This window comes from Streptacidiphilus sp. MAP5-3 (assembly GCF_041262505.1).
Classification (GTDB): domain Bacteria; phylum Actinomycetota; class Actinomycetes; order Streptomycetales; family Streptomycetaceae; genus Streptacidiphilus.
Genome location: NZ_JBGCCL010000014.1, coordinates 132040 through 156615 on the forward strand (window position 1 = coordinate 132040; position 24576 = coordinate 156615).

General features: G+C 71.9%; 22 protein-coding genes. 4 read left to right on the top strand and 18 right to left on the bottom strand.

The features are described from left to right. Nucleotides 1–5 precede the first annotated feature (5 nt). The 6 genes from ABH928_RS21660 to ABH928_RS21685 are packed head-to-tail and all read right to left on the bottom strand — an operon-like array spanning nucleotide 6 to nucleotide 4167. Nucleotides 6–584, bottom strand: coding sequence for an NADH-quinone oxidoreductase subunit J (locus ABH928_RS21660; RefSeq protein ID WP_370068917.1), 579 nt, complete (start codon nucleotides 582–584; stop codon nucleotides 6–8). Further along, nucleotides 581–1150, bottom strand: a complete 570-nt coding sequence (locus tag ABH928_RS21665; protein ID WP_370068919.1) for an NADH-quinone oxidoreductase subunit I — start codon at nucleotides 1148–1150, stop codon at nucleotides 581–583. Before ABH928_RS21665 ends, ABH928_RS21660 begins: the two co-directional genes overlap by 4 nt. Further along, nucleotides 1150–2109 (bottom strand): NADH-quinone oxidoreductase subunit NuoH, encoded by a 960-nt coding sequence (gene nuoH / locus ABH928_RS21670; protein ID WP_370068921.1) that lies wholly within the window; start codon nucleotides 2107–2109, stop codon nucleotides 1150–1152. The genes ABH928_RS21665 and nuoH overlap by 1 nt, the downstream gene beginning before the upstream one ends. Then, nucleotides 2106–3134 (bottom strand): NADH-quinone oxidoreductase subunit C, encoded by a 1029-nt coding sequence (locus tag ABH928_RS21675; protein ID WP_370068923.1) that lies wholly within the window; start codon nucleotides 3132–3134, stop codon nucleotides 2106–2108. Before ABH928_RS21675 ends, nuoH begins: the two co-directional genes overlap by 4 nt. Continuing rightward, nucleotides 3131–3775 carry an NADH-quinone oxidoreductase subunit B gene (locus ABH928_RS21680; RefSeq protein ID WP_370068925.1) on the bottom strand — a complete coding sequence of 215 codons (645 nt, stop codon included), beginning with the start codon at nucleotides 3773–3775 and terminating at the stop codon, nucleotides 3131–3133. The genes ABH928_RS21675 and ABH928_RS21680 overlap by 4 nt, the downstream gene beginning before the upstream one ends. Next, on the bottom strand, nucleotides 3766–4167 hold the full coding sequence (locus ABH928_RS21685) for an NADH-quinone oxidoreductase subunit A (protein ID WP_370068927.1): 402 nt from the start codon (nucleotides 4165–4167) through the stop codon (nucleotides 3766–3768). The genes ABH928_RS21680 and ABH928_RS21685 overlap by 10 nt, the downstream gene beginning before the upstream one ends. A 261-nt stretch (nucleotides 4168–4428) precedes the next feature. Here ABH928_RS21685 and ABH928_RS21690 point away from each other — a divergent pair, with 261 nt between their 5' ends. The 3 genes from ABH928_RS21690 to ABH928_RS21700 all read left to right on the top strand — a co-directional run bounded on the left by ABH928_RS21690 (nucleotide 4429) and on the right by ABH928_RS21700 (nucleotide 7115). Further along, nucleotides 4429–5595 (top strand): sensor histidine kinase, encoded by a 1167-nt coding sequence (locus ABH928_RS21690; protein ID WP_370068929.1) that lies wholly within the window; start codon nucleotides 4429–4431, stop codon nucleotides 5593–5595. Nucleotides 5596–5757: 162 nt separating this feature from the next. Next, entirely contained in the window at nucleotides 5758–6222 is a 465-nt protein-coding gene (locus ABH928_RS21695; protein WP_370068931.1) for a hypothetical protein, read from the top strand. Nucleotides 6223–6428: 206 nt separating this feature from the next. After that, nucleotides 6429–7115, top strand: a complete 687-nt coding sequence (locus ABH928_RS21700; RefSeq protein WP_370068933.1) for a sensor domain-containing protein — start codon at nucleotides 6429–6431, stop codon at nucleotides 7113–7115. A gap of 34 nt (nucleotides 7116–7149) precedes the next feature. On the opposite strand, the gene ABH928_RS21705 is transcribed toward ABH928_RS21700, so the two are convergent. The 11 genes from ABH928_RS21705 to ABH928_RS21755 form a co-directional block, all read right to left on the bottom strand. Next, on the bottom strand, nucleotides 7150–8892 hold the full coding sequence (locus ABH928_RS21705; protein ID WP_370068935.1) for an amidohydrolase family protein: 1743 nt from the start codon (nucleotides 8890–8892) through the stop codon (nucleotides 7150–7152). 40 nt (nucleotides 8893–8932) lie between these two features. Next, entirely contained in the window at nucleotides 8933–10057 is a 1125-nt protein-coding gene (locus tag ABH928_RS21710) for an LLM class flavin-dependent oxidoreductase (RefSeq protein ID WP_370069021.1), read from the bottom strand. Nucleotides 10058–10183: 126 nt separating this feature from the next. Further along, entirely contained in the window at nucleotides 10184–11050 is an 867-nt protein-coding gene (locus ABH928_RS21715; RefSeq protein ID WP_370068937.1) for an SDR family NAD(P)-dependent oxidoreductase, read from the bottom strand. Between the two features lie 110 nt (nucleotides 11051–11160). After that, complete coding sequence (locus tag ABH928_RS21720) at nucleotides 11161–12078, bottom strand: TIGR03619 family F420-dependent LLM class oxidoreductase (protein WP_370068939.1); 918 nt, start codon at nucleotides 12076–12078, stop codon at nucleotides 11161–11163. Nucleotide 12079: 1 nt separating this feature from the next. Next, nucleotides 12080–13312, bottom strand: coding sequence for an amidohydrolase family protein (locus tag ABH928_RS21725; RefSeq protein ID WP_370068941.1), 1233 nt, complete (start codon nucleotides 13310–13312; stop codon nucleotides 12080–12082). 78 nt (nucleotides 13313–13390) lie between these two features. Continuing rightward, nucleotides 13391–14530, bottom strand: coding sequence for a S1C family serine protease (locus ABH928_RS21730; RefSeq protein ID WP_370068943.1), 1140 nt, complete (start codon nucleotides 14528–14530; stop codon nucleotides 13391–13393). 120 nt (nucleotides 14531–14650) lie between these two features. Next, nucleotides 14651–16816, bottom strand: coding sequence for a glycosyltransferase family 39 protein (locus ABH928_RS21735; protein ID WP_370068945.1), 2166 nt, complete (start codon nucleotides 16814–16816; stop codon nucleotides 14651–14653). 90 nt (nucleotides 16817–16906) lie between these two features. Next, a complete protein-coding gene (locus tag ABH928_RS21740) occupies nucleotides 16907–18376 on the bottom strand; it encodes a sensor histidine kinase (RefSeq protein ID WP_370068947.1) in 1470 nt (489 codons plus the stop codon). Continuing rightward, nucleotides 18373–19128 (bottom strand): response regulator transcription factor, encoded by a 756-nt coding sequence (locus tag ABH928_RS21745; protein ID WP_370068949.1) that lies wholly within the window; start codon nucleotides 19126–19128, stop codon nucleotides 18373–18375. Before ABH928_RS21745 ends, ABH928_RS21740 begins: the two co-directional genes overlap by 4 nt. A gap of 111 nt (nucleotides 19129–19239) precedes the next feature. Then, nucleotides 19240–20010: a rhomboid family intramembrane serine protease gene (locus ABH928_RS21750; RefSeq protein WP_370068951.1), complete on the bottom strand. Its 771-nt coding sequence runs from the start codon at nucleotides 20008–20010 to the stop codon at nucleotides 19240–19242. A 74-nt stretch (nucleotides 20011–20084) separates the two neighbouring features. Then, complete coding sequence (locus ABH928_RS21755) at nucleotides 20085–21125, bottom strand: aldose 1-epimerase family protein (RefSeq protein WP_370068953.1); 1041 nt, start codon at nucleotides 21123–21125, stop codon at nucleotides 20085–20087. A gap of 421 nt (nucleotides 21126–21546) precedes the next feature. Between ABH928_RS21755 and ABH928_RS21760 the strand changes: the two genes are divergently transcribed. Next, nucleotides 21547–23697, top strand: a complete 2151-nt coding sequence (locus ABH928_RS21760; RefSeq protein ID WP_370068954.1) for an N-acetylmuramoyl-L-alanine amidase — start codon at nucleotides 21547–21549, stop codon at nucleotides 23695–23697. A gap of 49 nt (nucleotides 23698–23746) precedes the next feature. On the opposite strand, the gene ABH928_RS21765 is transcribed toward ABH928_RS21760, so the two are convergent. Next, nucleotides 23747–24352, bottom strand: a complete 606-nt coding sequence (locus tag ABH928_RS21765; protein ID WP_370068955.1) for a hypothetical protein — start codon at nucleotides 24350–24352, stop codon at nucleotides 23747–23749. Nucleotides 24353–24576 lie beyond the last annotated feature (224 nt).

A 24576-nucleotide genomic window follows, 5' to 3' on the forward strand; every position in this document is an offset into this window, starting at 1 on the left:
CCCGCTCAACGCTCCCCTCGGTGGTCACTACGACTGTCGTCGTCACGGCGGCGGGACAGGACGATCGCCCCGACGAGCGCGGCGAGCAGCAGCACCGACAGCGCTTCGAAGGGGAGCACCCAGTAGCGGAACAGCGTCACGCCGTTGGCGGCAGTGCTGCCGGCCACGGTGCCGAGGTCGATCCAGGTGGTCCGGAAGGCGTCCACGACCAGGGTGACCAGCGTCGCCGCCGCGGCCAGCGCGACGGCGAGGGCGAGCCACCGGTTGCCGGAGTCCGCGTCGGGCGACTCCCCGATGGGCGCACGGGTCAGCATCAGCCCGAAGAGGACGAGGACGACGACCGCGCCGACGTAGATCAGCACCTGCGCCCAGGCGATGAACTCCGCCGTCAGCAGCAGGTACTCGACAGCCAGCCCGCCCAGCGCGACAACCAGCCAGAGCGCGGCGTGGACCAGCTGCTTGGTGGTGACGGTCAGCAGGGCCGCGCCCAGCACGGCCAGGCCGACCAGGACGAAGACGATCTCGACGCCGGTCGGCGAGAGGAAGCTGTGGCCGGAACCGACCACGGAAGGCACGACGTTCACGCCTCTCCCCCCTGCCCGGCCGAGCCCTCTGCGGCAGCAGCCGCAGCCGCGGCGGCCTTGTCGGCGGCCTTGCGGGCGGCGGCGATCTCCTTGGGCTCCTCCGCCGCCGGGTCGAGTGCGGGCGGGGCCGGGACGGTCCACATCCACTCGCGCAGGCGGTCGCGCTCGTGGGTGAGGTCCAGGATGTCCTCCTCCGCGTACTCGAACTCGGGCGACCAGAAGAGCGCGTCGAAGGGGCAGACCTCGATGCAGATGCCGCAGTACATGCAGAGCGAGAAGTCGATCGCGAAGCGGTCCAGCATGTTGCGGGTGCGGGCGCGCGCGTTCGGGTCGGCGGCGGGCAGCGTCTCCTTGTGGGAGTCGATGTAGATGCACCAGTCCGGGCACTCGCGGGCGCACAGCATGCAGACCGTGCAGTTCTCCTCCAGCAGCGCGATGACACCGCGCGAACGCGGCGGCAGCTCGGGCTGGACGTCCGGGTACTGGGCGGTGACGGTCCGCTTGGTCATCGTGCGCAGGGTGACCGCGAGGCCCTTGGCCAGACCCCGACCGGGCAGGGGGGACATCAGGAGATCACCACCTTGACGACGCCGGTGAGGGCGAGCTGCGCGAGCGCGAGCGGGATGAGCACGGTCCAGGCGAAGCGCATCAGCTGGTCCTCGCGGAGGCGGGGGTAGGTGACGCGCAGCCAGATGACGACGAAGGCCAGGGCGAAGGTCTTCAGCAGCATCCAGAGCCAGCCGAGGGTGGCAGCCATCGGCCCGTGCCAGCCACCGAGGAAGAGCACGGCCGTCAACGCGGAGACGACGAGGATGCCCGCGTACTCGGAGAGCAGGAAGAGCGCGAACCGCAGGCCGGTGTACTCGGTGTAGGCACCGAAGATGATCTCCGAGTCGGCGACCGGCATGTCGAACGGCGGACGCTGCAGCTCGGCCAGCCCGGAGACGAAGAAGACGAAGCCGCCGACGATCTGCCAGGGCACCCACCACCAGTGGAAGGCGCCGAGGATCCCGGTCAGCGAGACGGTCCCGGCGGCCATGGCCACGGAGGCGGCGGCGAGCAACATCGGCAGCTCGTAGGCCAACAGCTGGGCGGCGGTGCGGATGCCGCCCAGCAGGGAGAACTTGTTGGCCGACGCCCACCCGGCCATCAGCGAGCCGAGCACGCCGACGCCCATCACCGCGAGCACGAAGAAGAGGCCCGCGTCGATCGACTGGCCGACCAGGTCCCCCGGGCCGAGCGGGATCGCCAGCAGCGCGAGGAGGTACGGCAGCAGCGCGACGGCCGGCGCGATCTGGAAGATCCTGCGGTCGGCCCCGGCGGGGACGATGTCCTCCTTCTGCGCGAACTTGACGCCGTCGGCGACGAGCTGCGCCCACCCGTGGAACCCGCCCGCGTACATCGGGCCGAGCCGGCCCTGCATGTGCGCCATGGTCTTGTGCTCGGTCTGCCCGATGACCAGCGGGAACACCAGGAAGACAACGAGCACCGCGACGCAGCGGAGCAGCGCGTCGAGCGTGGTCACGCGTCCTCCTCGGGGGTGGTCGGGGTCTCCGGATCGGGCTGCGCGGTCGGCTCCGTCGGATCGGGCTGCTCAGCAGGCTCGGGCTGTTCGGCCTGCTCGGCCTCCTCGGGCCGTTCGGGCTCGTCCGCCTGCTGGCTGACGCTGCCCGACGAAACCGAACGCGAGCGGCGCGGCCGGGCGACCGGCGGCGCCGCCGCAGGAGCTGACGCTGCGTCAGGAGACTGCCAGGGGGCGTCCGGCGACGTCGGCGCAGACGCAGCCGGCGTCTCAGGGGCCGGAGCCTCCGGAGCCGGGGTCGTCTCTGCTGCCTGGCTCGCGCTGCCCGCCGTGGCGGAGCGGGTGCGCCGCGGGCGGTCCGCCGCCGCGCCTGCGGCAGCAGTGCCCGCAGCACGCGCCGCACCGGCGCGCGCACCGCGGGCCGGGCGCTCGGGGACGGGCGGCAGGGTCCCGGCGAGCGGGCCCCACTCGTTCGGGTCGGGGACACCGGGCGGCAGCATGCGGCGACGGCCGCCCTCCGCCGGGGCGTGGTCGCTCTCCCCCGGCTCCTTCGCGCCCGGCCACGCCTTGGCGACCCGGGCGGCCAGGACGAACTCCTTGCGCAACGGGTGGCCCTCGAAGCCGTCCGGCAGCAGCAGGGCGATCAGGTGCGGATGCCCGGGGAAGTCGATGCCGAACATCTCGTGCGTCTCGCGCTCGTGCCAGGCCGCGCCCGCGTAGACGGGGACGGCGGTGGGCAGCGACGCGGCGTCGCGCGGGACGCGGGTGCGCAGCAGCAGGTGCTGCGCGGCGGTGCCGTCCCCGACGCGGGCCAGGTGCGCGCAGACCGAGAAGCCCTCGGCCAGCTCGTCCACGGCGGAGAGCCAGTCGAGGTAGGCGAGCCCGAGCGCGTCGCGGCAGGTGGTCAGCGCCTCGGTCCAGTGCTCGGCGGGGACGTCCACCGTCACCAGCTCGTACGACTCCGCCGCCGTGGCCCACGGCCCGACGGCGGCAGCGAGCTCCTCTGCAGAGCGGTCGAACGTCATCATGACGAACCACCGTCCGGGTTTGGCCCGGCGACGAGCGGGCGGGCCAGCGCAGCCGGGGACGGCGGCGCGGCCGGGGACACGGCCGCCGTCCCAGCGGCAGTCGGGTACTGGTCCGGCAGCGACTCGCGGGCGATCTTCTCCTGCAGCTTGAGGATGCCCTGGAGCAGCGCCTCCGGCCGCGGCGGGCAGCCGGGGACGTAGACGTCGACCGGGATGATCTGGTCGACGCCCTTGGTCACCGAGTACGAGTCCCAGTACGGGCCGCCGGAGTTGGAGCAGGCGCCGAAGGAGATGACGTACTTGGGCTCCGGCATCTGCTCGTAGAGACGCTTGATCGCGGGGGCCATCTTGTCCGTCACCGTGCCCGAGACGATCATCAGGTCCGCCTGACGCGGTCCGGGCGCGAACGGAATGACACCGAGACGGATGAAGTCGTGCTTCGCCATGGACGCGGCGATGAACTCGATGGCGCAGCAGGCCAGCCCGAAGTTGAAGCACCACAGGCTGTACCGGCGGCCCCAGTTCAGCACCACCTTGATCGGGTCGGGCGCCATCCGGGCCAGCGGGCCCAGCCGCCGTGGTTCCAGCGCTGCCGGGCCACCTGGCTGCGAGGGGTCCGGGGTTCCGAGGTTCACGACCATTCCAGGACGCCCTTCTTCCACGCGTAGAGGAGGCCCACCGCGAGGAAACCGATGAACACGAACATCTCGATCAGCGTCCCGGCCCCGAATCCGGGCGCGGCGAAGACCGTGGCCCAGGGGAAGAGGTAGATCGCGTCGACCGCGAAGATCACGTAGAGGAAGGCGTAGACGTAGTAGCGGATCTGGGTCTGCGCCCAGCCCTCGCCCACCGGGTCGACGCCGCACTCGTACGCCAGCAGCTTCTCCTGCGTCGGTGCGTAGGGCCGCAGCAGCCGGTTGGCTGCGAACGACGCCCCGACGAAGAGGACGCCGATCAGCGCCATCAGCCCGACCACGGAGTACGCGTGGAAGTACCCCGTTCGGGATGCCGCCAGTGCCTGCACGGCCTGCATGCTCGGTCGCCTCCGGAGTCAGCCTACGTCGACGCGGTCGGGTCGGTTTAACGGAATCTTTGCCTTTACGGCGTAGGAGTCTAGGTCCCCAGGCGTCCCAGCTGTGAACTCGCCCACCGGATGGACGGCTGCCGGACGGATACCGGACTCCTGCAGGTCGCATCCGTACCCGGAGCAAGGCCGGGGGTAGGGCTGTCCCTACCCCGGAAGCGGCGACCTTCCCCATGGTGTCGGGGGTCCGTTCCCAGCGAGCCTGGCAGCATGGACCTGATGACGACCGACGCCGACCGACGCCCCCGCTTCAATGCCCGGCTCGGCCGCGAGCTGGTCTATCTGCTCACCAACCTTCCGCTCGGCATCATCGGCTTCACCCTCACCGTCGCCCTGGTCGCGCTGGGGATCGGCACCGTGCTCACCTTCGTCGGCATCTGGGTGCTGGCCGGGGCGCTCTTCACGGTACGCGGCGGCGGGACCGTCGAACGCGCACGCGCGCGGGCGCTGCTCGGCGACGCGCCGCCCGAGCCGCTGCCGGTGCAGTCCGCCCGGCCGGGCCCGCTGCACCGGGCGCTGGCGGTGCTGGGCGACGGGCTCGCGTGGCGCAGCGCGCTCTACTTCGTCGTGATGCTGCCCTGGGGCGTCATCTCCTTCGCCGTCGGCCTGCTCGCGATGGTCGTGCTCTTCCCCGTGCTGCCGTGGATCGCGCGCGGGCTCAGCCAGGTCGACCGGCTGCTCGTCGGCACGCTGCTGGCGCCGGGCGGGCTGACGGAGCGGGTGCGCGAGCTGGAGGACGACCGCGGCACCGTCGTCGACTCGGCCGCCGCCGACCTGCGCCGGATCGAGCGGGACCTGCACGACGGCGCGCAGGCGCGGCTGGTCGCGCTGGCCATGGACCTGGGCCTGGCGAAGGAGAAGCTGACGGAGGATCCACAGACGGCGGCGCGGATGGTCTCGGACGCCCACAGCGAGGTGAAGCTCGCCCTCCAAGAGCTGCGCGACCTGGCCCGCGGCATCCACCCGGCGGTGCTGACCGACCGCGGTCTCGACGCCGCGCTCTCCTCGATCGCCTCCCGCTGTCCGCTGCCGGGCGGCGTCCGCCTCGGCGTCGAGCTGCCGGAGCGGCCTGCGTCGGCGATCGAGGGCATCGCCTACTTCACCGTCAGCGAGCTGCTGACCAACGCCGCGAAGCACGCGCAGGCGCGCAGCGCGCAGGTGGAGATCTGGCGCGCGGACGACCGGCTGATGCTCCAGGTCCGGGACGACGGCGTCGGCGGCGCGGCCGAACTGCCCGGTGGCGGGCTGGCCGGTCTCGCGGACCGGATCCGCGCGGTCGACGGCGTCTTCGTCATCAGCAGCCCGCTCGGCGGCCCGACCGTGGTGACGGTCGAACTGCCGTGGCACACACGGGCGCAGTCCGGCACTCGCAACTGATCTTGATTACCCGCCCGCCGGGGCCGAAAAACTGACAGCTGATCACAGTTCGGCCGCCGAGCAGCCACAGTTGCGTCTCGTGCTCACAGGCTTCTCCCTGGAATCGCTAATCTTCGGCATTCGACCGATTGTTCGCAGAGCCACATCCAGGGGGACCCAGTTATGTCCACTCCGCCGCCCTCGTACCCGGGCCAGCAGCCGAACCCGGGCTACCCGCCGCAGCAGCCCAACCCCGGCTTCCAGCAGCCGCAGCCGAACCAGGGCTTCCAGGTTCAGCCGCCGGCGCCCGGCGGGCGCACCAAGCGGGCCGGCAAGATCCTCGGCATCCGTCTGATCGTCAGCGTCGTGGGCCTGATCGTCATCGGCGTCGGCGGCTTCATCTGGGATCACGCGACCGGTGCGGCCGACACCGCCAAGGTCGGTGACTGCGTCCAGAACACGGGCTCCGACAGCAGCCCGGACGTCCACGTCATCAGCTGCTCGGACTCGAACGCCAAGTTCAAGGTGCTGCAGGTCTTCAACAACAGCAGCGACGACTCCCAGTGCCAGAACGTGCAGGGCGTCGTGGCCGCTTACACCGAGTCCGGCTCCAACGACATGGTGCTCTGCCTCGGCAACAACGGCTGACGCAGCCGCACCCGCACAGCTATCGACAGGGCCGCCCGCCGATCCGGCGCGAGCGGCCCTGTCGCATGTTTGCCGGGTGGGGTTAACCCCACCTCAAGAGGCCGAAGCGCCCCAATGCCCCCAGCGCCCGTGCCAGGCAGGCTGGTTCACAACGGCGGAACCGGAAACGGGACCCGCGGCAACGAACCGACGAGGGAGCAGCCCTGATGAGCAGCATGGCGGAGCAGCGCCGCACGACGACGGCCTACCGGCCGACGGCCCCGAACCGGCCGGCGTTCCTGCTGGCGCCCTTCTCCGGGCAGACCTGGCGGGAGACGCTGCACCTGGTGCTCGATCTGCCGATCGGGGTCTTCATGTTCAGCCTGATCGTCACGCTGTTCTGCTTCGGCGTCGGCACGGTGATGACCTTCGTCGGGCTTCCCGTGCTGGCCGCGCTGATGGGCATGGCGCGCGGGTTCGGCGCGATGGAGCGGGCCCGCAGCGGCGCACTGCTCGGCCAGGAGGTGGCCGGTCCCGTGCCGGTCACGCCCGCCAGGCCCGGACTGATGGCCTGGATCGGCGCGCTGCTGAAGAACGGCGCCAACTGGCGGGCGGCGCTCTACGGCGTGCTGATGCTGCCGATGGGCATCCTCGGCTTCACGCTCGCCGTGATGCTGTGGAGCGTCGGGATCTCGGCCGCGCTCTACCCGCTGTACCACTGGGTCTTTCCCACTTACGTGGGCTGGCCGGGCTACAAGCTGTGGGACTACGACAACCACAGCTACTACATCCACACCGTCCCGGAGATCGCCGCGACGTGTGCGGTCGGGATCGTGCTGGTGCTGCTGACGCCGCAGGTGCTGCGCGGCGTCGCCGCCGTCCGCCGGGCGATGGTGCGGGGGCTGCTGCGGTAACGAGCAGCCCCCGCCCCCGCCGCTGCGCGCCCCCTCACCCCCGCGTCGACACCGTGCGGGTGTCGCGCCCCGAGCGGAGCACCGTGCCCGGGATCGCGCCCGTCAGCTTGTCGTCACGGAGCGTCTCGACCCCGTTGACGCGGACCGCGACCACGCCCTCCGCCCGCGAGTCCAGCCGCGGGCTGTCGCCGGGCAGGTCGTGGACCAGCGTCGCCGGGCCCGCGTCGATTCGCTCGGGGTCGAAGAGGACCAGGTCCGCGTGGTTGCCGACGGCGACCGTGCCGCGTCCACGCAGGCCGAACAACTCCGCCGGGTCGGCGGTCAGCATCCGCACCGCCTGCTCCAGCGGGACCAGCTTGCGTCGCCGCAGGCAGTCGCCGAGGAAGCGGGTGGTGTAGGGCGCGCCGCACATCCGGTCCAGGTGCGCGCCCGCGTCGCTGCCGCCGAGCATGACGTCCTCGTGCTGCCAAGTGTCGCGCCGCAGCTCCCAGCTGGCCGGGTCGTTGTCGGTCGGCATCGGCCAGAGGACGGTGCGCAGGTTGTCGTTGACGCAGATCTCGACCAGCGTCGCGAACGGGTCCTGGCCGCGCTCGGCGGCGATGTCCCGCACGACGCGTCCGGTCAGGCCCGCGTTGGTGCCGGTGTAGGTGTCTCCGATGACGTAGCGGCCGAAGTCGGCCAGCCGCCGGAAGACGCCCGCCTCCGGACTGTCCGCGCGGCGCAGCATCTCCGCCCGTACGTCCGGCTGTTGCAGTCGCGCGATCCGCTCCGGCACCGGCAGGCCGAGGACATCGCCCCACCCCGGGATCAGGTTGAGCGCGCAGAAGGTGCCCAGCGACATGTTCATCGGCGTCAGGATCGGCATGGTCAGCGCCACGATCCGCCCGCCCGCCGCGCGGGCCCGCTCGGACGCGAGCAGTTGGCGCGGGACGCGGCCCGGGACGGCGGCGTCGATGGTCAGCACGTTCCAGTTGAGCGGGCGACCGGCCACCGCGCTCATCTCGACCAGCAGCTCGATCTCCTCGTCAGCGAAGGTGTCCAGGCACCCGGCGACGATCGCCTCGATCTGCGTCCCCGGTGCCTCGCCGACGGCCCGGGAGAGGGCGACCAGCTCCTCACGCCGCGCATGCCGGGAGGCGACCGGCTGTCCGTCGCCGTCCGCGTGGGTGGCGGACTGGGTGGTGGACAGGCCCCAAGCGCCCTCCGCCATGGCCTGCTTGAGCAGCGCGGTCATCTGCCCGAGCTGCTCGGCCGTCGGCTGTCCGCCGACCGCGTCGGGGCCCATGACGTGGCGACGCAGCGCGCAGTGGCCCACCATGAAGCCCGCGTTGACCGCGATCCTCCCGTCCAGCGCGCCGAGGTACTCGCCAAAGGACGACCAGCCCCACGGCACGCCCTCCTCCAGCGCGGCCAGCGACATGCCCTCGACCCGGCACATCATCCGCCGCGTGTAGTCCGCGTCGTCCGGCCGGGCCGGGTTGAGCGGCGCGAGGGTGAACCCGCAGTTGCCCCCGGCGACGGTGGTGACGCCGTGGCCGAGCGACGGGGTGGCGAACGGGTCCCAGAACAGCTGCGCGTCGTAGTGGGTGTGGGGATCGACGAAGCCGGGGGTGAGGACCAGCCCGGTGGCGTCCTCGGTCGTGGCCGCCGGCTCCTGGCACCGGCCTGGATCGGCGATGACGGCGACCTTGCCGTCCTTGATCCCCACATCGGCGCCGCGCGCGGCCGCGCCGGTGCCGTCGACCAGCGTCGCGCCCTGGATCAGATGGTCGAGCATGAACCTTCTCCTCCCACTCCTCACCAACCGGGATCTCGTACTAGCCCACGGACTGACGGAACCGCGTGGTGCGGTGCACGGGATCGGTGTCGATCTTCGGGATCACGTGCTCGCCGATCAGCCTGATCGTCTGCGCCGTCTGCTCCGGCGGGATGCCGACCGGCAGGCCGAAGACCAGCTGGTCCGCGCCCGCGGACTCCCAGCGCTTGCACTGCTTCAGCACCTCGTCCGGGTCGCCGCAGATCATCAGCTCCTCGGCGATCAGCAGGTCGATCAGCTCCTCGCTGTACTCCGGCAGCAGCTCCGGCCAGACCGGGATGCCCTCCGGGCGCGGGAACGTGTCGTGGTAGCGGAAGAGCAGCGACTGCAGGTAGTTGAGCCCGCCGCTGGCCGCGATCCGGCGCGCCTCCGCCGAGGTCTCGGCGCAGATCGCGGTCGAGGTGACCATCACGTTGTCGTTGACGAAGGCTCCGACCGGCTCGGCCTCGCGGATGGCGTTCTTGTAACTGGCCACCACCCACTCCATGTCGGAGACCTTCTGCACGCTGAAGCCCAGCACCCCAAGGCCCTTGCGTGCGGCCATCTCGTACGAGGCCGGACTGCCCGCCGCGTACCACATGGCCGGGTGGGCTTTGCCGTACGGCTTGGGCAGCACCTTGCGCGGCGGCAGCGTCCAGTGCTTGCCGGAGAAGCCCGGGTACTCGTCGTTCAGCCACATCCTCGGGAACTCGCCGATGGTCTCCTCCCACATCTCCTTGGTGACGTCCATGGACGCCGCATCGGGGAGGAAGCCGAGGATCTCGTGACTGCCGGCGCCGCGGCCGGTGCCGAACTCGAAGCGCCCGCCGGAGAGGTGGTCCAGCATGGCGACGCGCTCGGCGACCTTGACCGGGTGGTTGACCTTGGGCAGCGGGTTGAAGATGCCGGAGCCGACGTGGATCCGCTCGGTGGCGTGGGTGAGGTAGCCGATCACCACGTCGTTGGCGGAGATGTGCGAGTACTCCTCCAGGAAGTGGTGCTCGGTGACCCACGCGTACTTGAACCCGGCCTTGTCGGCCTGGACGACGTAGTCCATCTCCTCCATCAGGGCGTGGTGCTCGGCCTGCGGGTCGGCCTGGGAGCGACTTCTGGGCACGTAGCCCTGGATGAAGATGCCGAACTCCATGGGTTCACCGTCCAAGTCCCGAATTATCTGACGATCCGTCAGATTTGACTGCCTGCGACTCTGGCATTCGCCCGGAGCGCCGGTCAATAGCTGACTGACGGTCCGTCAATATTCCTGGTCGGCATATCAGCCGATGGTGACCCCGCACATCCAGCCGCCGTCCGCGACCATCGGCTGGCCGGTGACGTAGGACGAGTCGTCCGAGGTCAGGAAGAGCGCGAGGCGCGCCATCTCGTCCGGGCGGCCGATCCGGCCCAGCGGGACGACCTTGGCATAGAGCTCCTTCGTGGCCGCGGCCAGCGCCGCCGCGTCCTCCGCGCTCATCACCGGCGCGCCGGACTCCCCCACGAAGGCGTTGGCCGGGTCCGACATCGGGGTGTCGACCGCGCCGGGGCAGACCGCGTTGACCCGGATGCCCTTGGGTGCCAGCTCCAGCGCGGCGACGCGGGTCATCGCGACGATCGCGCCCTTGGTGGCGGCGTACGAGGTCACCAGGGCCATACCGGTGAGCGCGGTGTAGGAGGCGGTGTTGACGATGGTCCCGCCGCCCGCCGCCTCGATGGCCGGGGCAGCGGCGCGCATGCCCAGGAAGCAGCCGACCTGGTTGACCCGGACCACCGCCAGGTACTCCTCCAGGGGCGTGCTGACCAGCTCGTTGAAGCGCAGGATCCCGGCGTTGTTGACCAGTCCGTCCAGCTTGCCGAAGGCGGAGACGGCGGCGTGCACGGCCGCGGTCCAGTCGTCCTCGCTGCTGACGTCGAGGTGCTGGTAGCGGACCCTCCCCTCGCCGAGCTCCAGCTGCAACTCCTTGGCCAGCGCCTCGCCCTGGTCGTCGAGGACGTCACCGATCAGCACCTGCGCGCCCTCGGCGGCGAAGAGGCGCGCCTCGGCGGCGCCCTGCCCCCGCGCGGCACCGGTGATCAGCACGGAACGGCCCGCGAGACGGCCGGGAACGCGGCCGGGAACGCGGTCGGGGGCGGTGGCTTCGGTCATGGTGCGGACTCCTTCAGGCTCGTCCGAGCGAAGATAATCTGACGCATCGTCAGTTCTCGTCGTCCGAGTGTCCTTCGGGAGCCCGCACAAGGGAAGACCCGGAACTGCCCTCACACCAGCGGCAGCACGTCCGTGGCGATCAGCTCCAGTTGGGCCAGGTACTCGGCCAGGTCTCGGCTGCGCGGGCGCAGCTGCAGATGCGTGACCCCGACCGCGACGTACCGGCGCAGCAGCTCCGCCAGCGCGTCCGGCTTGCCGGAGACGGAGCGGCGGCCGATGTCCCAGCCCGGTTCGCCGACGTAGAGCGGCGGCGCGATGGCGTTGACGACGAACGGCCCGCTGCGGCCCGCCTGTTCGCGGGTGGCGCGGATCAGCTCCAGCTGCGCGGGCAGCGCGTCCAGAGTGTCGCCCTGCGAGAGCCAGCCCTCCGACAGCCGCGCCGCCCGCCTGACCGCCGCCGGGGCCGAGCCGCCGACCCAGATCGGCGGACGCGGCGTCTGCACCGGGCGCGGCGAGACGGCCAGGTCCCGGAACGGGAACCGGGGCCCGTCGTGCTCCGGGTACTCGTCGGTCAGCGCCGCGTCGAGCGCGGCGATCGTCTCGTCGAGGATCTCGCCGCGCCGGTGGAAGTCGACGCCGAGCGTCTCGAACTCCTCCTGCACATGGCCCGCGCCGACGCCGAGCACCAACCGTCCGCTGCTGAGCAGGTCCAGCGTGGCGTACTGCTTGGCGGAGAGCAGCGGGTGCCGCAGCGGCGCCACCGCGATGTGGGAGAGCAGCCGGATCCGCGAGGTCAGCCCGGCCAGGTAGCCGAGGGTCGAGACCGGGTCGTACCAGGTCGCGCCCATCGGCCCGACCAGCCGACGCGGGATGGCGACATGGTCGCAGCAGGCGACGTAGGCGTAGCCGAGCCGGTCGGCGGCCCGGGCGACGGCGGCCAGCTCGGCAGGCCCGGCTGCCGCCTCCCAGGGCTCGACGAAGATGGTGCTCTGCGCCTGGACCGGCAGTTGGATCCCGAACTCAGCCATCTCACACCCCCGCCCCGGGTCCGCCCCAGAGCCCCTCCGGCGTCAGGCCCAGCAGCTCGATGGCGTTGCCGCGGACGATCTGCTCGACGACGGGTGCTTCGAGATGGCCCATCTGCTCCTCGGCGACCTCACGGCTCTTGGGCCAGGTCGAGTCGGAGTGCGGGTAGTCGGTCTCGTAGAGGACGTTGGCCGCGCCGATCGCGTCCAGGTTGCGCAGACCGTTGGGGTCGTCGAAGAAGCAGCCGTAGACGTGCTGCGCGAAGAGCTCGCTGGGCCGGGTGAAGACCTTGTCGGCGACGCCGCCCCAGGCGCGGTTCTCCTCCCAGACCACGTCGGCGCGGGCCAGGATGTAGGGGATCCAGCCGATCTGCCCCTCGGCGTACATGATCTTCAGCTCCGGGAACCGGTCGAACTTGCCGCTCATCAGCCAGTCGACCATGGAGAAACAGCAGTTGGCGAAGGTGATGGTGGACCCGACGGCGGGCGGCGCGTCTGCGGAGGTGGACGGCATCCGCGAGGAGCTGCCGATGTGCATCGCGATGACGGTCCCCGTCTCCTCGCAGGCGCGCAGGAAAGGGTCCCAGGCGTCGGTGTGGATGCTGGGCAGGCCCAGGTGCGGAGGTATCTCGCTGAAGCAGACCGCGCGGACCCCGCGGGCGGCGTTGCGGCGAACCTCGACAGCGGCCGACTCGGCGTCCCAGAGCGGGACGATGGCGAGCGGGATCATCCGGCCCCGCGCGGTCGGGCCGCACCACTCGTCGACCATCCAGTCGTTGTAGGCCTGGATGCAGAGCAGCCCGAGCTCGTGGTCCTTGGCCTCGGTGAAGGTCTGGCCGCAGAAGCGCGGGAAGGTCGGGAAGCAGAGCGCGGACTGGACGTGGTTGACGTCCATGTCGGCCAACCGCTCGGGTACCGAGAACGACCCCGGCCGCATCTGCTCGTAGGTGATGGCCTCCAGCCGCACCTCGTCACGCGGGTAGCCGACGGCGGTGTCGAGGCGGGTGAGCGGGCGGCGCAGGTCCTCGTAGACCCACCAGTCGGCGATCGGCCCGTCGCTGCCGGGGGCGCCCATCACCGGCGTGAACCGCCCGCCGACGAAGGTCATCTCAGCGAGCGGGGCCCGGACGATACGCGGACCGAGCTCGCGGTACTTGGCGGGCAGCCGGTCCTGCCACACGTGCGGCGGCTCGACGGTGTGGTCGTCCACCGAAATGATCCAGGGGAAGCTCTCCATGCGGGTCAGGCTACGCGCAATCTGACGATCCGTCAGGAGTGTGCGCGCGGCCCGACCCGCAGTGCGGGATGCCGGGGATCAGAGCGTTCCGAGCGTGACCGTCGCGGTCTTGGTGCTGCCGTCGCGGAGGTAGGTCACCTGGACCTGCTGCCCCGGCTTGTCCGAGGCCAGCACCGTCGACAGGGTGGCGACGCTGTCCACGGCGGTGCCGCCCAGCTGCGTGATCACGTCGCCCGCCTGGAGCCCGGCCTTGGCGGCCGGCCCGCCCGCGGTGACCGAGACGATGCCCGCGCCGGTGGTCGGGGTGCCGTCGCTGGCGGTCCCGGTGATCACCGTGCGCGCGCTGATGCCGAGCGCGGCGCGGCCGGAGTTGGTCACCTTGCCGCTCTGGATCATCTGGTCCGCCAGGTTGGTCACGGTCGACGCCGGGATGGCGAAGCCGATGCCGGGGGCCTGCGAGTTGCCCTCGTTGTTGTCCACCGCGGCCAGGGTGTTGACGCCGACGATCTGGTCGGACAGGTTCACCAGCGCGCCACCGCTGTTGCCCGGGTTGATCGCGGCGCTCGTCTGGACCATGTTCGGGATGGTCGCACCCTGCGGGTTCTCCTGGCTCTTGCCCTCGCTGACGGTCCGCCCGACCGCCGAGACGATCCCCTCGGTGACGCTGGAGGAGAGCCCGAGCGGGTTGCCCATGGCCAGCACGATCTGCCCGACGTCGACTTTGGAGCTGTCCGCGAAGACGGCGGGCTTGAGCCCGGAGGGCGGGCTGCTCAGCTTGATCACGGCGAGATCGTTGGTCGGGTAGGAGTAGACCAGCGTGGCGGCCAGCGGCTTGGACTGGTCGGACAGCGTCACCTGGAAGCTGGTCGAACTGCCCACCACGTGCGCGTTGGTGACGATGTCACCCTTGGTGTCGTAGACGATTCCGCTGCCGAGGCTGTCCGCCGCGTTGATCTGGACCACTGACGGGAGAACGGCCTTGACGGTGTTCTCGTAGTTCGCCTGCAGGTCGTTGCTGACGCTGGGCGCGGGCGCGGCGCTGCCCGCGTCGGCGGACTTGCCCCCGTTCCCGTTCCCGCTGCCACTGCCGCTGCTGGTGCAGGCGGTGGCGGTCAGCAGCAGCGCCGTGGCGGTCAGGACGGCGGTGACGGCAGAGACAGCGCGACGCTGACGACGTGCGCGGCGGATACAACGGACCGTGCTCGGAGGCGTCTCCATGGGTGCGACCTGCGACCTTCACTGTCGATGACAATTTGGGCACATTGTCGCTTTTGTCAGTAAAAACTCATGGAAGGCGCGCGAGCACGGCCGCAGCTTCGCTCGGCTCGACCACCCGGCTCAGCCGGTCGTCTTCGGGTTCGTCAGGTCATAGACCGTCACGCCGTCGACCGTGGTGGCCTTGTAGTTCTGGGCCACCCAGGTGGCGATCTGCGAGGAGTCGCCCGAGCCGCCGGTGCCGGTGCTCGTGCTCGTGCTCGTGCCGGCGCTGGTGCTCGTGCTCGTACCGCCGGTCGGGCCGCCCATGGTCAGCGCGCTGCCGAGGAAGTAGTGGATCTTCCCGGAGCGCACATCGCTCTCGAACTGGGCCAGGGTCGGCGCCGGATCGGTCCCGTTGAAGCCGCCGACGGCCATCACCGGGTAGCCGCCGGCCAACTGGTAGCCCGCCGCGTTCTGGGAACCGACGGCCGCGGCGACCCAGGTGTAGCGGGAGGCGTCCTGCTTGAGCAGCGCGGTCAGCGCCTTGCCGGGATCACTCCCGTTGAGCAGCGAACCGATCCCACCGGCACCGCCTCCGGCGCCACCGGGCATGCCGCCGCGCTGTCCGAAGCCGCCGGGGAGCTTGCCGCTGGGCAGCTTGCCGCCGAGCTGCCCAGCGGCGCCGCCGGATCCGCCCGGCCGACCGCCACCCCCGAACCCGCGCCCGGGCGTTCCACCTCCGGACATTCCACCGCCGGACATTCCACCGCCGGGTGTTCCACCGCCGGTCCTTCCTCCGCCTCCGGGCATCCCGCCGAACCCGGCGCCCTGGACCGTCGGTCCGGCCGAGGGGAGCGAACCACTGTGCGCGGTGCCGGCCGTCTCGACGCTGTACGCGGCCGGGCCGCCGAGGCCCGCGAGGACCGCGGCCAGCGCCGCGACCACGGCCAACCGCCGCCCCAGCAGCGGCCCGAAGGCCAGCGCCAGCGCGCTCGCCAGGCCCACCAGCAGCACCGCGTAGCGCAGCCACGGCAGCCAGTCCGCACTGCGCCCCAGCAGGACGAACGACCAGACCGCCGTCACCCCGACGACCAGCGCCGCAGTACCACCGGCCGCCCAACCGGCCCGACGCTCCCACAGCAGCCCGGCGCCCATGCCCACCAGCACCGCGAGATACGGCGCGAGCGCGACGTTGTAGTACGGGTGGAAGATCCCCTGCATATAGCTGAACACCACGAAGGTGGTGACCAGCGCCGTCCCCCAGAGCACCAGCGCCGCTCGACGCGGGTCGGTGCGCGGCGCGCGGCGCGTCCACCAGAGGCCCGCCACCAGCAACAGCAGCGCCGCGGGGAGCAGCCAGGAGATCTGACCGCCCATCTCCGCTCCGAAGAGCCGGGTCAGTCCGGTGCTCCCCCAGTTGCCGCCGGCGGCACCACCTCCCCCGCCGCCCACGCTGCCGGTCTCGGCGCCGGTGATCCGGCCGAAGCCGTTGTATCCGAAGGTCAGCTGGAGAAAGGAGTCGTTCTGGCTACCCCCGACATACGGCCGGTACTGAACCGGCGTCAGCTCGACGATCGCGACCCACCACCCCGAGCTGACCACCAGCACCACCATCGCCAGCAGCAGCTGTCGCACCCGCCGCCAGAAGCCGGTCGGCGCCAGGAGCAGATATACCGAGCCCATCGCGGGCAGCACCAGGAACGCCTGCAGCGTCTTGGTCAGGAAGGCGAAGCCGATACAGGCGGCGGCTGTCAGCAGCCACCGGGTCCGCGCCTGCTCCTGCGCACGCTGGACCGCGTAGAGGGCGAGCGCGAGCAGCAGCGCCAGCAGCGCGTCCGGGTTGTTGAAGCGGAACATCAGCGCCGCGACCGGGGTCAGCGCGAGCGTCGCCCCGGCCAGCAGCGCGGGGCCGGCGGAGAACCGCCGCTTGACCGCCGCATGCACGACGGCGACGGCCGCAACGCCTTCGAGCGCCTGCGGCACCAGGATCGACCACGCGTTGACGCCGAACAGCCGCGCCGACAGCTCCATCACCCACAGCGAGGCCGGTGGCTTGTCGACGGTGATGAAGTTGGCGGCGTCGGAGGAGCCGAAGAACATCGCCTTCCAGCTGTGCGCCCCGGCCTGGACGGCGGCCGAGTAGAACTGGTTGGCCCAGCCGGACGCGCCCAGGTCCCAGACGTAGAGCAGCGCGGTCAGGGCCAGCAGCGCGAGGAAGGCGGGCCGGGCCCAGCGTGGATCGCGGCCGGGTGCGGCCGCGTCGGGCGCGGAGGCCGTTGCGGGTGAGGGTGCGGCGGTGGTGGTCATGCCGTCCACCGTCACCGAGCGCCCTGTTCACGCCGTGTCGGACGGATGTGCGCCGCCTGTGAACGCGCGCGAGGACGCTCTGACGGCCGCTCAGGCCAGCGGCAGCCGCACCGCGAACACGGTCTCCCCGGGCACGCTCGTCACCCGGACCTCGCCGCCGTGCGAGGCGACGACGGCGGCCACGATGGCCAGCCCCAGTCCGGTCGAGCCCTGTCCGGTCGAGCCGACCGCCCGCGCCCGCGAGGAGTCGCCGCGCGCAAAGCGTTCGAAGACGGTGGGCAGCAGGTCCGGCGGGATGCCAGGACCGTCGTCGGTGACGGTCAGCAGCGCGTGCCGGTCGGCGGTGGGACCGCCCACCGCCAGTGCGGCCGTGACGACCGTGCCCGGTGGCGTGTGCTTGCCCGCGTTGGCCAGCAGGTTGACCAGCACCTGGTGCAGCCGGTGCTCGTCGCCGGTCACCTGGGTCCCGGCCTCGGGATCGTCCGGCAGCCGGACCTCCCACTTGTGGTCCGGCACGGCCGCGTGCGCGTCGCGGACCGCGTCCACGACCAGCGGCGCGAGGTCCACCGGCTCGTGGGTGAGCTCCCGGCCCGCGTCCAGGCGGGCGAGGAGCAGCAGGTCCTCGACCAGTGCGGTCATCCGGGTCGCCTCGGACTCGACCCGGCCGAGCGCGTAGGCCGTGTCCGGTGGCACGGTCTCCTTGCTGCGCCGGGTCAGTTCAGCGTAGCCCTTGATCGAGGCCAGCGGGGTGCGCAGCTCGTGGCTGGCGTCGGCCACGAACTGACGCACGCGCGTCTCGCTGGCGTGCCGGGCCTCCAGGGCTGCGGAGACATGGTCGATCATCCGGTTCAGCGCCGCGCCGACCAGCCCGGACTCGGTCCTCGGGTCGGTGTCGACGGCGGGCACCCGGGCCAACCGGCCCACCTCGCCCCGGTCCAGCGGTTCCTTGGCGATCCGCGCGGCGGTCGCCGCGACCCGGTCCAGCGGGCGCAACGAGACGCGCACCAGCGCGAACCCGGCGAAGCCGACCAGGATCACCGCGGCCACGCCCAGCACGGCCTCGGTGGCGATCAGATTGTCGATCGGCCCGGTGACCGCCGACTCCGGCAGTCCCACGATCGCCCGGCCGCTGTCGGGACCGTGCGGCCCGGCGGGCATCGCCAGGACCCGGTATTCCCCGAGGACGGGCAGGTCGACCGTGGTCGCGTCGGAGCTGACCGGGGCCGCCTCAAGCGCGGTGATCTCGGCATCGGTCAGCGACTGGTTGTCGAAACTGTCGATCCCCGAGAAGCGGAGCGACCCGTCGGCGTTGAGCACCACGGTGACCACCCAGGAGCCCCCGTGCGGGTGGCCGCCGCCGTCTCCGGCGGGACCTCCGCCAGGACCGCCGAAGGCCGCCATGGCAGCACCGTGCAGCTTGTCGTCCAGGTTGCTCTGCATGTACTCGCGCAGCTGAAAGGTGGTCAACCAGGCCACCACGGTGAAGACGACGGCCAGCAGCACCGTCATCGTCACGACCAGGCGGGTGCGCAGCGGCCAGGTCGACCAGCGGCGGATCACGACGCTGCCGCCGCCTCCGCGGGCTTGAGCACGTAACCCGCACCACGCATGGTGTGGATCATCGGAGCACGGCCCGCATCGATCTTGCGGCGCAGGTAGGAGATGTAGAGCTCGACCACGTTGCCCTGGCCGCCGAAGTCGTAGTTCCAGACCCGGTCCAGGATCTGCGGCTTGCTCAGTACCCGGCGCGGGTTGCGCATCAGGAAGCGCAGCAGCTCGAACTCGGTGGCGGTGAGGCGGATCGAGGTGCCCGCGCGGTGGACCTCGCGGCTGTCCTCGTCCAGGGTCAGGTCGCCGACGACGAGCGTCGACTCGCTGCGCGCCGAGGCCGCGCCGGAGCGGCGCAGCAGCCCGCGCAGCCGGGCGACGACCTCCTCCAGGCTGAACGGCTTGGTCACGTAGTCGTCGCCGCCCGCGGTCAGGCCCGCGATGCGGTCCTCGACGGCGTCCTTGGCGGTCAGGAAGAGCACGGGCACGTCGTGCTGTGCGGAGCGGAGGCGACGCATCACCTCAAGGCCGTTGAGGTCGGGCAGCATCACGTCGAGGATCACCGCGTCGGGGCGGAACTCGCGGGCGGCGCGCAGCGCGGACGCGCCGTCGCCGGCAGTCGTGGTCTGCCAGCCCTCGTAGCGCAGGGCCATGGACAGGAGGTCGGCTAGGGGGGCCTCGTCGTCCACGACGAGCACCCGCACGGGGGTGCCGTCGGGGCGACGGAGCTCGGTAGCGGCCGCGTCGGAGGAGGTCGTGGTCATGCTCCGATACGGTGCCGCCGTTGCATGAGAATTCCATGAGGTCGCGCTTCCGGTTACCTGTGTATTCCCTGGCAATTCCCCAGGAGGCTGCCAGGAACTCCCAGGTATCGCTCAGAGCAGCCCCAGGTCGCCCAGCTCCTTGTGCAGGTCGGACCGGGGACCGGCGGCAACGTCCTTGCCCGGCCCCGACGCTGTGGACCCGGACGCTGTGGGCGCGGGCGGTATGAGGCCGGACGACTTGCGCCCGGACCCCGTCGGCGTGCCGGACGTCGTCGCCGGACGCCGGTCCCGCAGCAACCAGGCGCCGATCACTCCGCCGACGAGCCCGCCGAGGTGCGCCAGCCAGCTGACGCCGGGCGTGCCGGGGACGGCGACGGTCAGCAGGTAGGCGAACGAGGCGCCCATGACCAGCCCGACCAACGTGTCGATCAGGTGCCGGTCGAAGATGCCCCGCAGCACCACATAGCCGAAGTAGCCGAAGATGACGCCGCTCGCGCCCGCCCCGACGGTGTCACCGCTCTGGAAGATCCAGACCGCCAGGCCGCTGGTCACCGTCACCAGCAGCGTCAGCCAGAGGAACCGGGCCACGCCCCGGTACGCGGCCAGGAAGCCGAAGACGAAGAGCGGCCCCGAGTTGGACTCGATGTGTGCCCAACTGAAGTGCAGGAACGGCGCGGTGAAGATCTCCGGCAGTCGGGCGACGTCGTGCGGGACCACGCCGTACTCCTGCGACAGCTGCTGCTGGTCCATCCAGTTGACGACCTGGACCGCCCAGATCACCACCATGACGCCGAACATCACGAAGAACGCCTTGCGCGCCTCCGCCAGCATCCGCTCCGGTGTGTCCAGCTCCTTCGGAGCCCACAGCTGCCTCGTGTCCACGGTGCCCACCCCCGCTCTCGTTCAGGAGCACTCAGGAGGAACTCTAGAACCGGGCACCGACAGCGCACCTACCTCTACAGCGCACCGATACCGAACCGGTGCGCGACGCGCTCGCCCGGCTCGATCCGCAGCAGGTCCTCGCCGGTGGCGAAGGCGTTGGGCGGGCAGCTCATCGGCTCGACGGCGATGCCCGCGCGGCGGTATCCGGCGGACAGGGTGTCGCCGGTGTAGAGCTGGAGCCAGTCGACGCCCTCGCCCAGCCGGAGCTCGACGCCGGAACCGCCCCCCGGAGCGGTCAGCCGCACCCGGGCCAGCCCGTCCGCGTCCCTGGTCAGGCCGGTGTAGGCGGTGTCCAGCACGGTGTCGCCGATGGCACGGGGCGTGCGGAAGTCGTAGTCGGTGCCCGCGACGGACTCGCGCCCGTCGGGGATCTTGCGCGCGTCGACCGGCAGCCAGGTGTCCGCGGGCACCGCCAGCACCGCCTCGCCGATCTGCCCCGGACCGCGGCCCAGCGTCAGGTACGGGTGCGCACCGAAGCCGTAGGGCGCGGGCCGGTCGCCGACGTTGTGCGCCGCCAGCTCGACTACGAGCCCGGCCTCGCCGAGCTCGTAGTGGGCGGTCAGGTCCAGGATGTGCGGATAGCCGTGCATCGGATAGAGCCGCAGGGCGTAACGGACATACGCCGAGCCCTCACCGGCGCCCTCGGCGACGACCCGCCACGGCAGCCACCGGGTGAAGCCGTGGCTGGCGTTGCCGGTCGACGGCTCGGTCAGGTCCAACTGCCGGTCCTCACCGTCGAACCGGTAGCGCCCGTCGCGCACGCGGTTCGGCCACGGGATCAGCAACTGCCCGGCGCCGCCCGGAGGCTGGGTCTCCGCCGGGTAGCCGACCACCAGCGGACGACCCTGGTGGCTGAGCTCGCGCAGTCCCGCGCCAACGCCGTTGATCACCGCACGGTAGCCACCGGCCTGGACGACCTGTTGCGGGCCGTTCGGCGAGATCGGTGCGTGGGGCGAGGACCCGGTCGCGCTGCCGGCAGGAACGCCGGTCGGAATACCGGTCGGGATGCCGGTCGCGTCAGCCGTTGCGTCGTCTGCCGTAGCGTCGTCAGCCATGACGCCATCCTGTCACCCGGCCACCGGAAGTGACGGTTGGGCGCAGGGTGTGCGGGGGTTGCATGTGTCCGGGATCACCCGGGGACCGCGGAACCGTACGGGAGTGCTAGTCTCACGCTCACTCCTCACAGACCATCAGCACCACCAGCAGAACCCTCAACGCACCACCCTCACGGCCCATCTGGGCCCGCCTGGCAGCCCGCGTCCGGACGGCCGGGCCGTCTGGTGCGCGCCGGCCGAACGTTGGGTTACCCGGGTGGCCCCGATTCCGCCGCGAGCGCGCGCGAGACCGGCTGAGCTGACGAGACGCGGACGGCCTGCGGGCCCGTCCACCCACGGCCTCACGGCCGGACCACGACAGAGGCACGCCTTGACGGCTCGACACGTCCGCAGACGGTCACGTCGCTGGATCGGCGCTGCGGTGGCGATCGCCGCCGGCGCGGTGGTGATCGGCGCAGCCGCCGAGGCCGCGCCCAGCCCCGCCTCTGCGCGCACGGCCACCCCCACGACCGCACCCGTCGCAGGCGCACTGGCCTGGCCGAGCACCCCGGACCGGACCACGACCGCGCTGCAGCAGGCCTTCACCTCCGCGAGCGCCGAGTTCCACGTGCCGGCGGACGTCCTGCTGGCCGTCTCGTACGAGGAGACGCTGTGGGAGTCCCACGGCGGCCGTCCCAGCGTCACGGGCAACTACAACGTGATGGGCCTGACCGAGGTCTCCGACGCCGACGTGAGCACCCCGTCCACCCGCGACCTGACCGGCAGCGGCGCCGCCCACGCACAGCAGCCCTCCGCCCGTGCCCTCGCCGAGCGCGCCTCCGTCGACACCGCGTCCCCCGCCCTGCACACGCTGCAGACCGCGGCGGCGCTCGCGGGGGTGGCCGCCAATCTGCTGAAGACCGACATGACGCAGAGCGTGCGCGGCGGAGCGGCCCTGCTGGCCTCCTACGAGTCCCGGCTGAGTCCGCAGGCGTCCGCGCCGGGCGGGGTGCCGACCGACCCGGCCGCGTGGTGGCCCGCCGTGGTCGCCTACGCGCAGGCGGAGACGCCGGTCGCCGGTCAGCAGTTCGCGGCCCGCGTCTACACGCTGATCCAGCAGGGCGCGTCCCGGGTCACCGACGACAACCAGGCCGTCTCCCTCCCGGCCGCGCCGAACGTCCGCCCGCCCGAACTGGCCGCCACGCAGGCCTCGGTGGCGAGCACCGACGGCGGCGACGGCACCTCGGTGGCGGAGTGCCCGGGCGGCCTGGCCTGTGCCGTGTCCCCGGCCGCGTACCAGCAGAATGGCAACTACGCGAAGGCGAACCGCCCCACCGACGGCGATCAGGTCGACTACCTGGTGCTGCACGACACCGAGGGCTCCGCCGGGGGCACGATCGCCTCGTACCAGGACCCGACCGCCTACTCCAGCGCCCATTACGTCGTCGGCCGCGACGGCTCGGTGACGCAACTCGTCCCGACCGCCGACATCGCCTGGCACTCGGGCAACCAGACCGTCAACGCGCACTCGGTCGGCATCGACGCGGAGGGCTACGCGCTGCCGCAGGGCAGCTGGTACCCCGAGGCGGAGTACGAGTCCACGGCGGCGCTGGTGAAGTACCTGGCGGCGAAGTTCGAGATCCCGCTGGACCGCGAGCACATCCTCGGCGCGGACGACGTCCCCGGCGCGGCCCCGGCGACGGCCGCCGCATCGGCGGCTGCGGGCTCCTCGGCGGCTGCGGGCTCGGCGGCTGCATCGGCGGCTGCGGGCTCGGCGGCTGCATCGGCGGCTGCGGGCTCGGCGGCTGCATCGGCGGCTGCGGGCTCGTCGGCGGACGCGTCCGCGCTGCCCGGCGACCCCGGCCCGTACTGGGACTGGAGCCGCCTGCTCACCCTGGTCGGCGCACCGCTGGGCGGCCAGCACGCCCGTCCGGTCGTCGGCGGCCTGGTCACCGTCGCACCGCCGTACACCCTGGCCACCCAGCCCGCGATCACCGGCTGCGGCGGCGACGGCCAGGCCTGCCCCTCCCACCCGGCGAACTTCGTCTACCTCCGCCAGGCTCCCTCCGCCGACGCCCCGTTGGTCGGCCAGGGGACGACGGACGCGGCGGACGGCACGGACAAGGCCGCCTACGGACAGACCTTCGTCGTCGCCGACGTCTCCGGCGACTGGGTCGCCCTCTGGTACGACGGCCAGGAGGCGTGGCTCCAGGACCCGAACTGGTCCGACACCCTCGTCCCCGACCCGACCACCAGTGCCGACCTGATGCTGGTCGCCCCCACCGGCGACCGCCCCATCCCCGTCTACGGCCGCGCCTTCCCCGAGGCTTCCGCGTACCCGTCCCAGCTGGGCGCTCTGGCCGCGTCGGCGAGCCAGCAGCTCGTCCCGCTCGCGGACACCATCTCCCCCGGCCAGGCGTACCTCGCGGGCTCGGAGGTGAGCGGCGACTACTACGCCGCGACGTACGGCTGCGCCGGTGCGGTGGGATGCCGGGTCGTCATCGGGACGACGCAGTACTACCCGATCCAGTTCGACCACCGGCTGGCGTTCGTCATGGCCTCCGACGTGCAACAGATCGCGCCTGCGAGGTAGTTGCACCACCTCAGCTCGGCAGATCCGCCCAGCGGCGCTGCTGATCCACCTAAAGGACCACTGCCGCAGCCACCAACGCCGCCCCCGCCACCGCGGCAAAGGGCTCGCGCCGTGGATCAGGCGCGAACCGCGCCACCGCGCGGGCCGCCGCGCACGCGGCCACCGCTGCCGCGACCGGGAGCGGTACGACGCCCGCCACCCCGGTGACGACCAGCGCGCCGAGCGCCCACCGCGTGCGGTACGGCCCGAGCAGGGCCAGTACCGCCAGTGCCACGAGCAGCGGGACGGGAAGGCGCGTGCCCGGCACGCCGTCGAACCAACCCGCCACCGAGGCGACCGCCACTGCGACCAGCGGGCCCGCCGGGCCGAGGCGTGGGGTGCGCTCCGTGCGGATCAGCAGGAACGCCGTCGCCAGGCCGAGCAGCGTCGGGGTCGACTGCCAGGCGGACGAGTGCGACGCCCAGTCGGCGAGGCGGAGCAGGGCGCTGTGCTCGGCCGGGTGGTAGCCGGAGGCGTCCGCCAGGGCGTCGACCAGCAAGGTCAGCCCGAGGCCGACCGCGATGCCGGACGAGACCGCCATCCCCACCACATCGACGCGCTGTCGCACCGACTGCTGCATGGACCGCTGCATCGACTGCTGCATGGACTGCTGCATGGACTGTTGCACCGACTGCCGCATTGTCGGACCCGCCCTTCGGCCGTGGCCGCCGTTCCTGGGAGCGTAAGCGCCGTAACCCCGGCCCGCGACCGCAGCGACGGGCAGATCCACGGGCAAGCGCGTGGGGCAGGAGCAGATCGCTCGTTCAGTCCAATGGCCCTGCAACTGCCCCGTACTGCGAGAACTCTCACGCCCGTGCACCTGGACAGCCGGGCTACCGG

Coding starts and splice junctions, on each gene's coding strand:
- ABH928_RS21700 (WP_370068933.1), top strand. CDS start 6,429: ATGAGCAGCATGGCGGAGCAGCGCCGCACGACGACGGCCTACCGGCCG.
- ABH928_RS21720 (WP_370068939.1), bottom strand. CDS start 12,078: ATGGCTGAGTTCGGGATCCAACTGCCGGTCCAGGCGCAGAGCACCATC.
- ABH928_RS21705 (WP_370068935.1), bottom strand. CDS start 8,892: ATGCTCGACCATCTGATCCAGGGCGCGACGCTGGTCGACGGCACCGGC.
- ABH928_RS21685 (WP_370068927.1), bottom strand. CDS start 4,167: ATGCAGGCCGTGCAGGCACTGGCGGCATCCCGAACGGGGTACTTCCAC.
- ABH928_RS21715 (WP_370068937.1), bottom strand. CDS start 11,050: ATGACCGAAGCCACCGCCCCCGACCGCGTTCCCGGCCGCGTTCCCGGC.
- ABH928_RS21690 (WP_370068929.1), top strand. CDS start 4,429: ATGGACCTGATGACGACCGACGCCGACCGACGCCCCCGCTTCAATGCC.
- ABH928_RS21725 (WP_370068941.1), bottom strand. CDS start 13,312: ATGGAGAGCTTCCCCTGGATCATTTCGGTGGACGACCACACCGTCGAG.
- ABH928_RS21710 (WP_370069021.1), bottom strand. CDS start 10,057: ATGGAGTTCGGCATCTTCATCCAGGGCTACGTGCCCAGAAGTCGCTCC.
- ABH928_RS21675 (WP_370068923.1), bottom strand. CDS start 3,134: ATGATGACGTTCGACCGCTCTGCAGAGGAGCTCGCTGCCGCCGTCGGG.
- ABH928_RS21695 (WP_370068931.1), top strand. CDS start 5,758: ATGTCCACTCCGCCGCCCTCGTACCCGGGCCAGCAGCCGAACCCGGGC.
- ABH928_RS21665 (WP_370068919.1), bottom strand. CDS start 1,150: ATGTCCCCCCTGCCCGGTCGGGGTCTGGCCAAGGGCCTCGCGGTCACC.
- ABH928_RS21735 (WP_370068945.1), bottom strand. CDS start 16,816: ATGACCACCACCGCCGCACCCTCACCCGCAACGGCCTCCGCGCCCGAC.
- ABH928_RS21765 (WP_370068955.1), bottom strand. CDS start 24,352: ATGCAGCAGTCCATGCAGCAGTCGATGCAGCGGTCCATGCAGCAGTCG.
- ABH928_RS21730 (WP_370068943.1), bottom strand. CDS start 14,530: ATGGAGACGCCTCCGAGCACGGTCCGTTGTATCCGCCGCGCACGTCGT.
- ABH928_RS21745 (WP_370068949.1), bottom strand. CDS start 19,128: ATGACCACGACCTCCTCCGACGCGGCCGCTACCGAGCTCCGTCGCCCC.
- ABH928_RS21755 (WP_370068953.1), bottom strand. CDS start 21,125: ATGGCTGACGACGCTACGGCAGACGACGCAACGGCTGACGCGACCGGC.
- ABH928_RS21680 (WP_370068925.1), bottom strand. CDS start 3,775: ATGGTCGTGAACCTCGGAACCCCGGACCCCTCGCAGCCAGGTGGCCCG.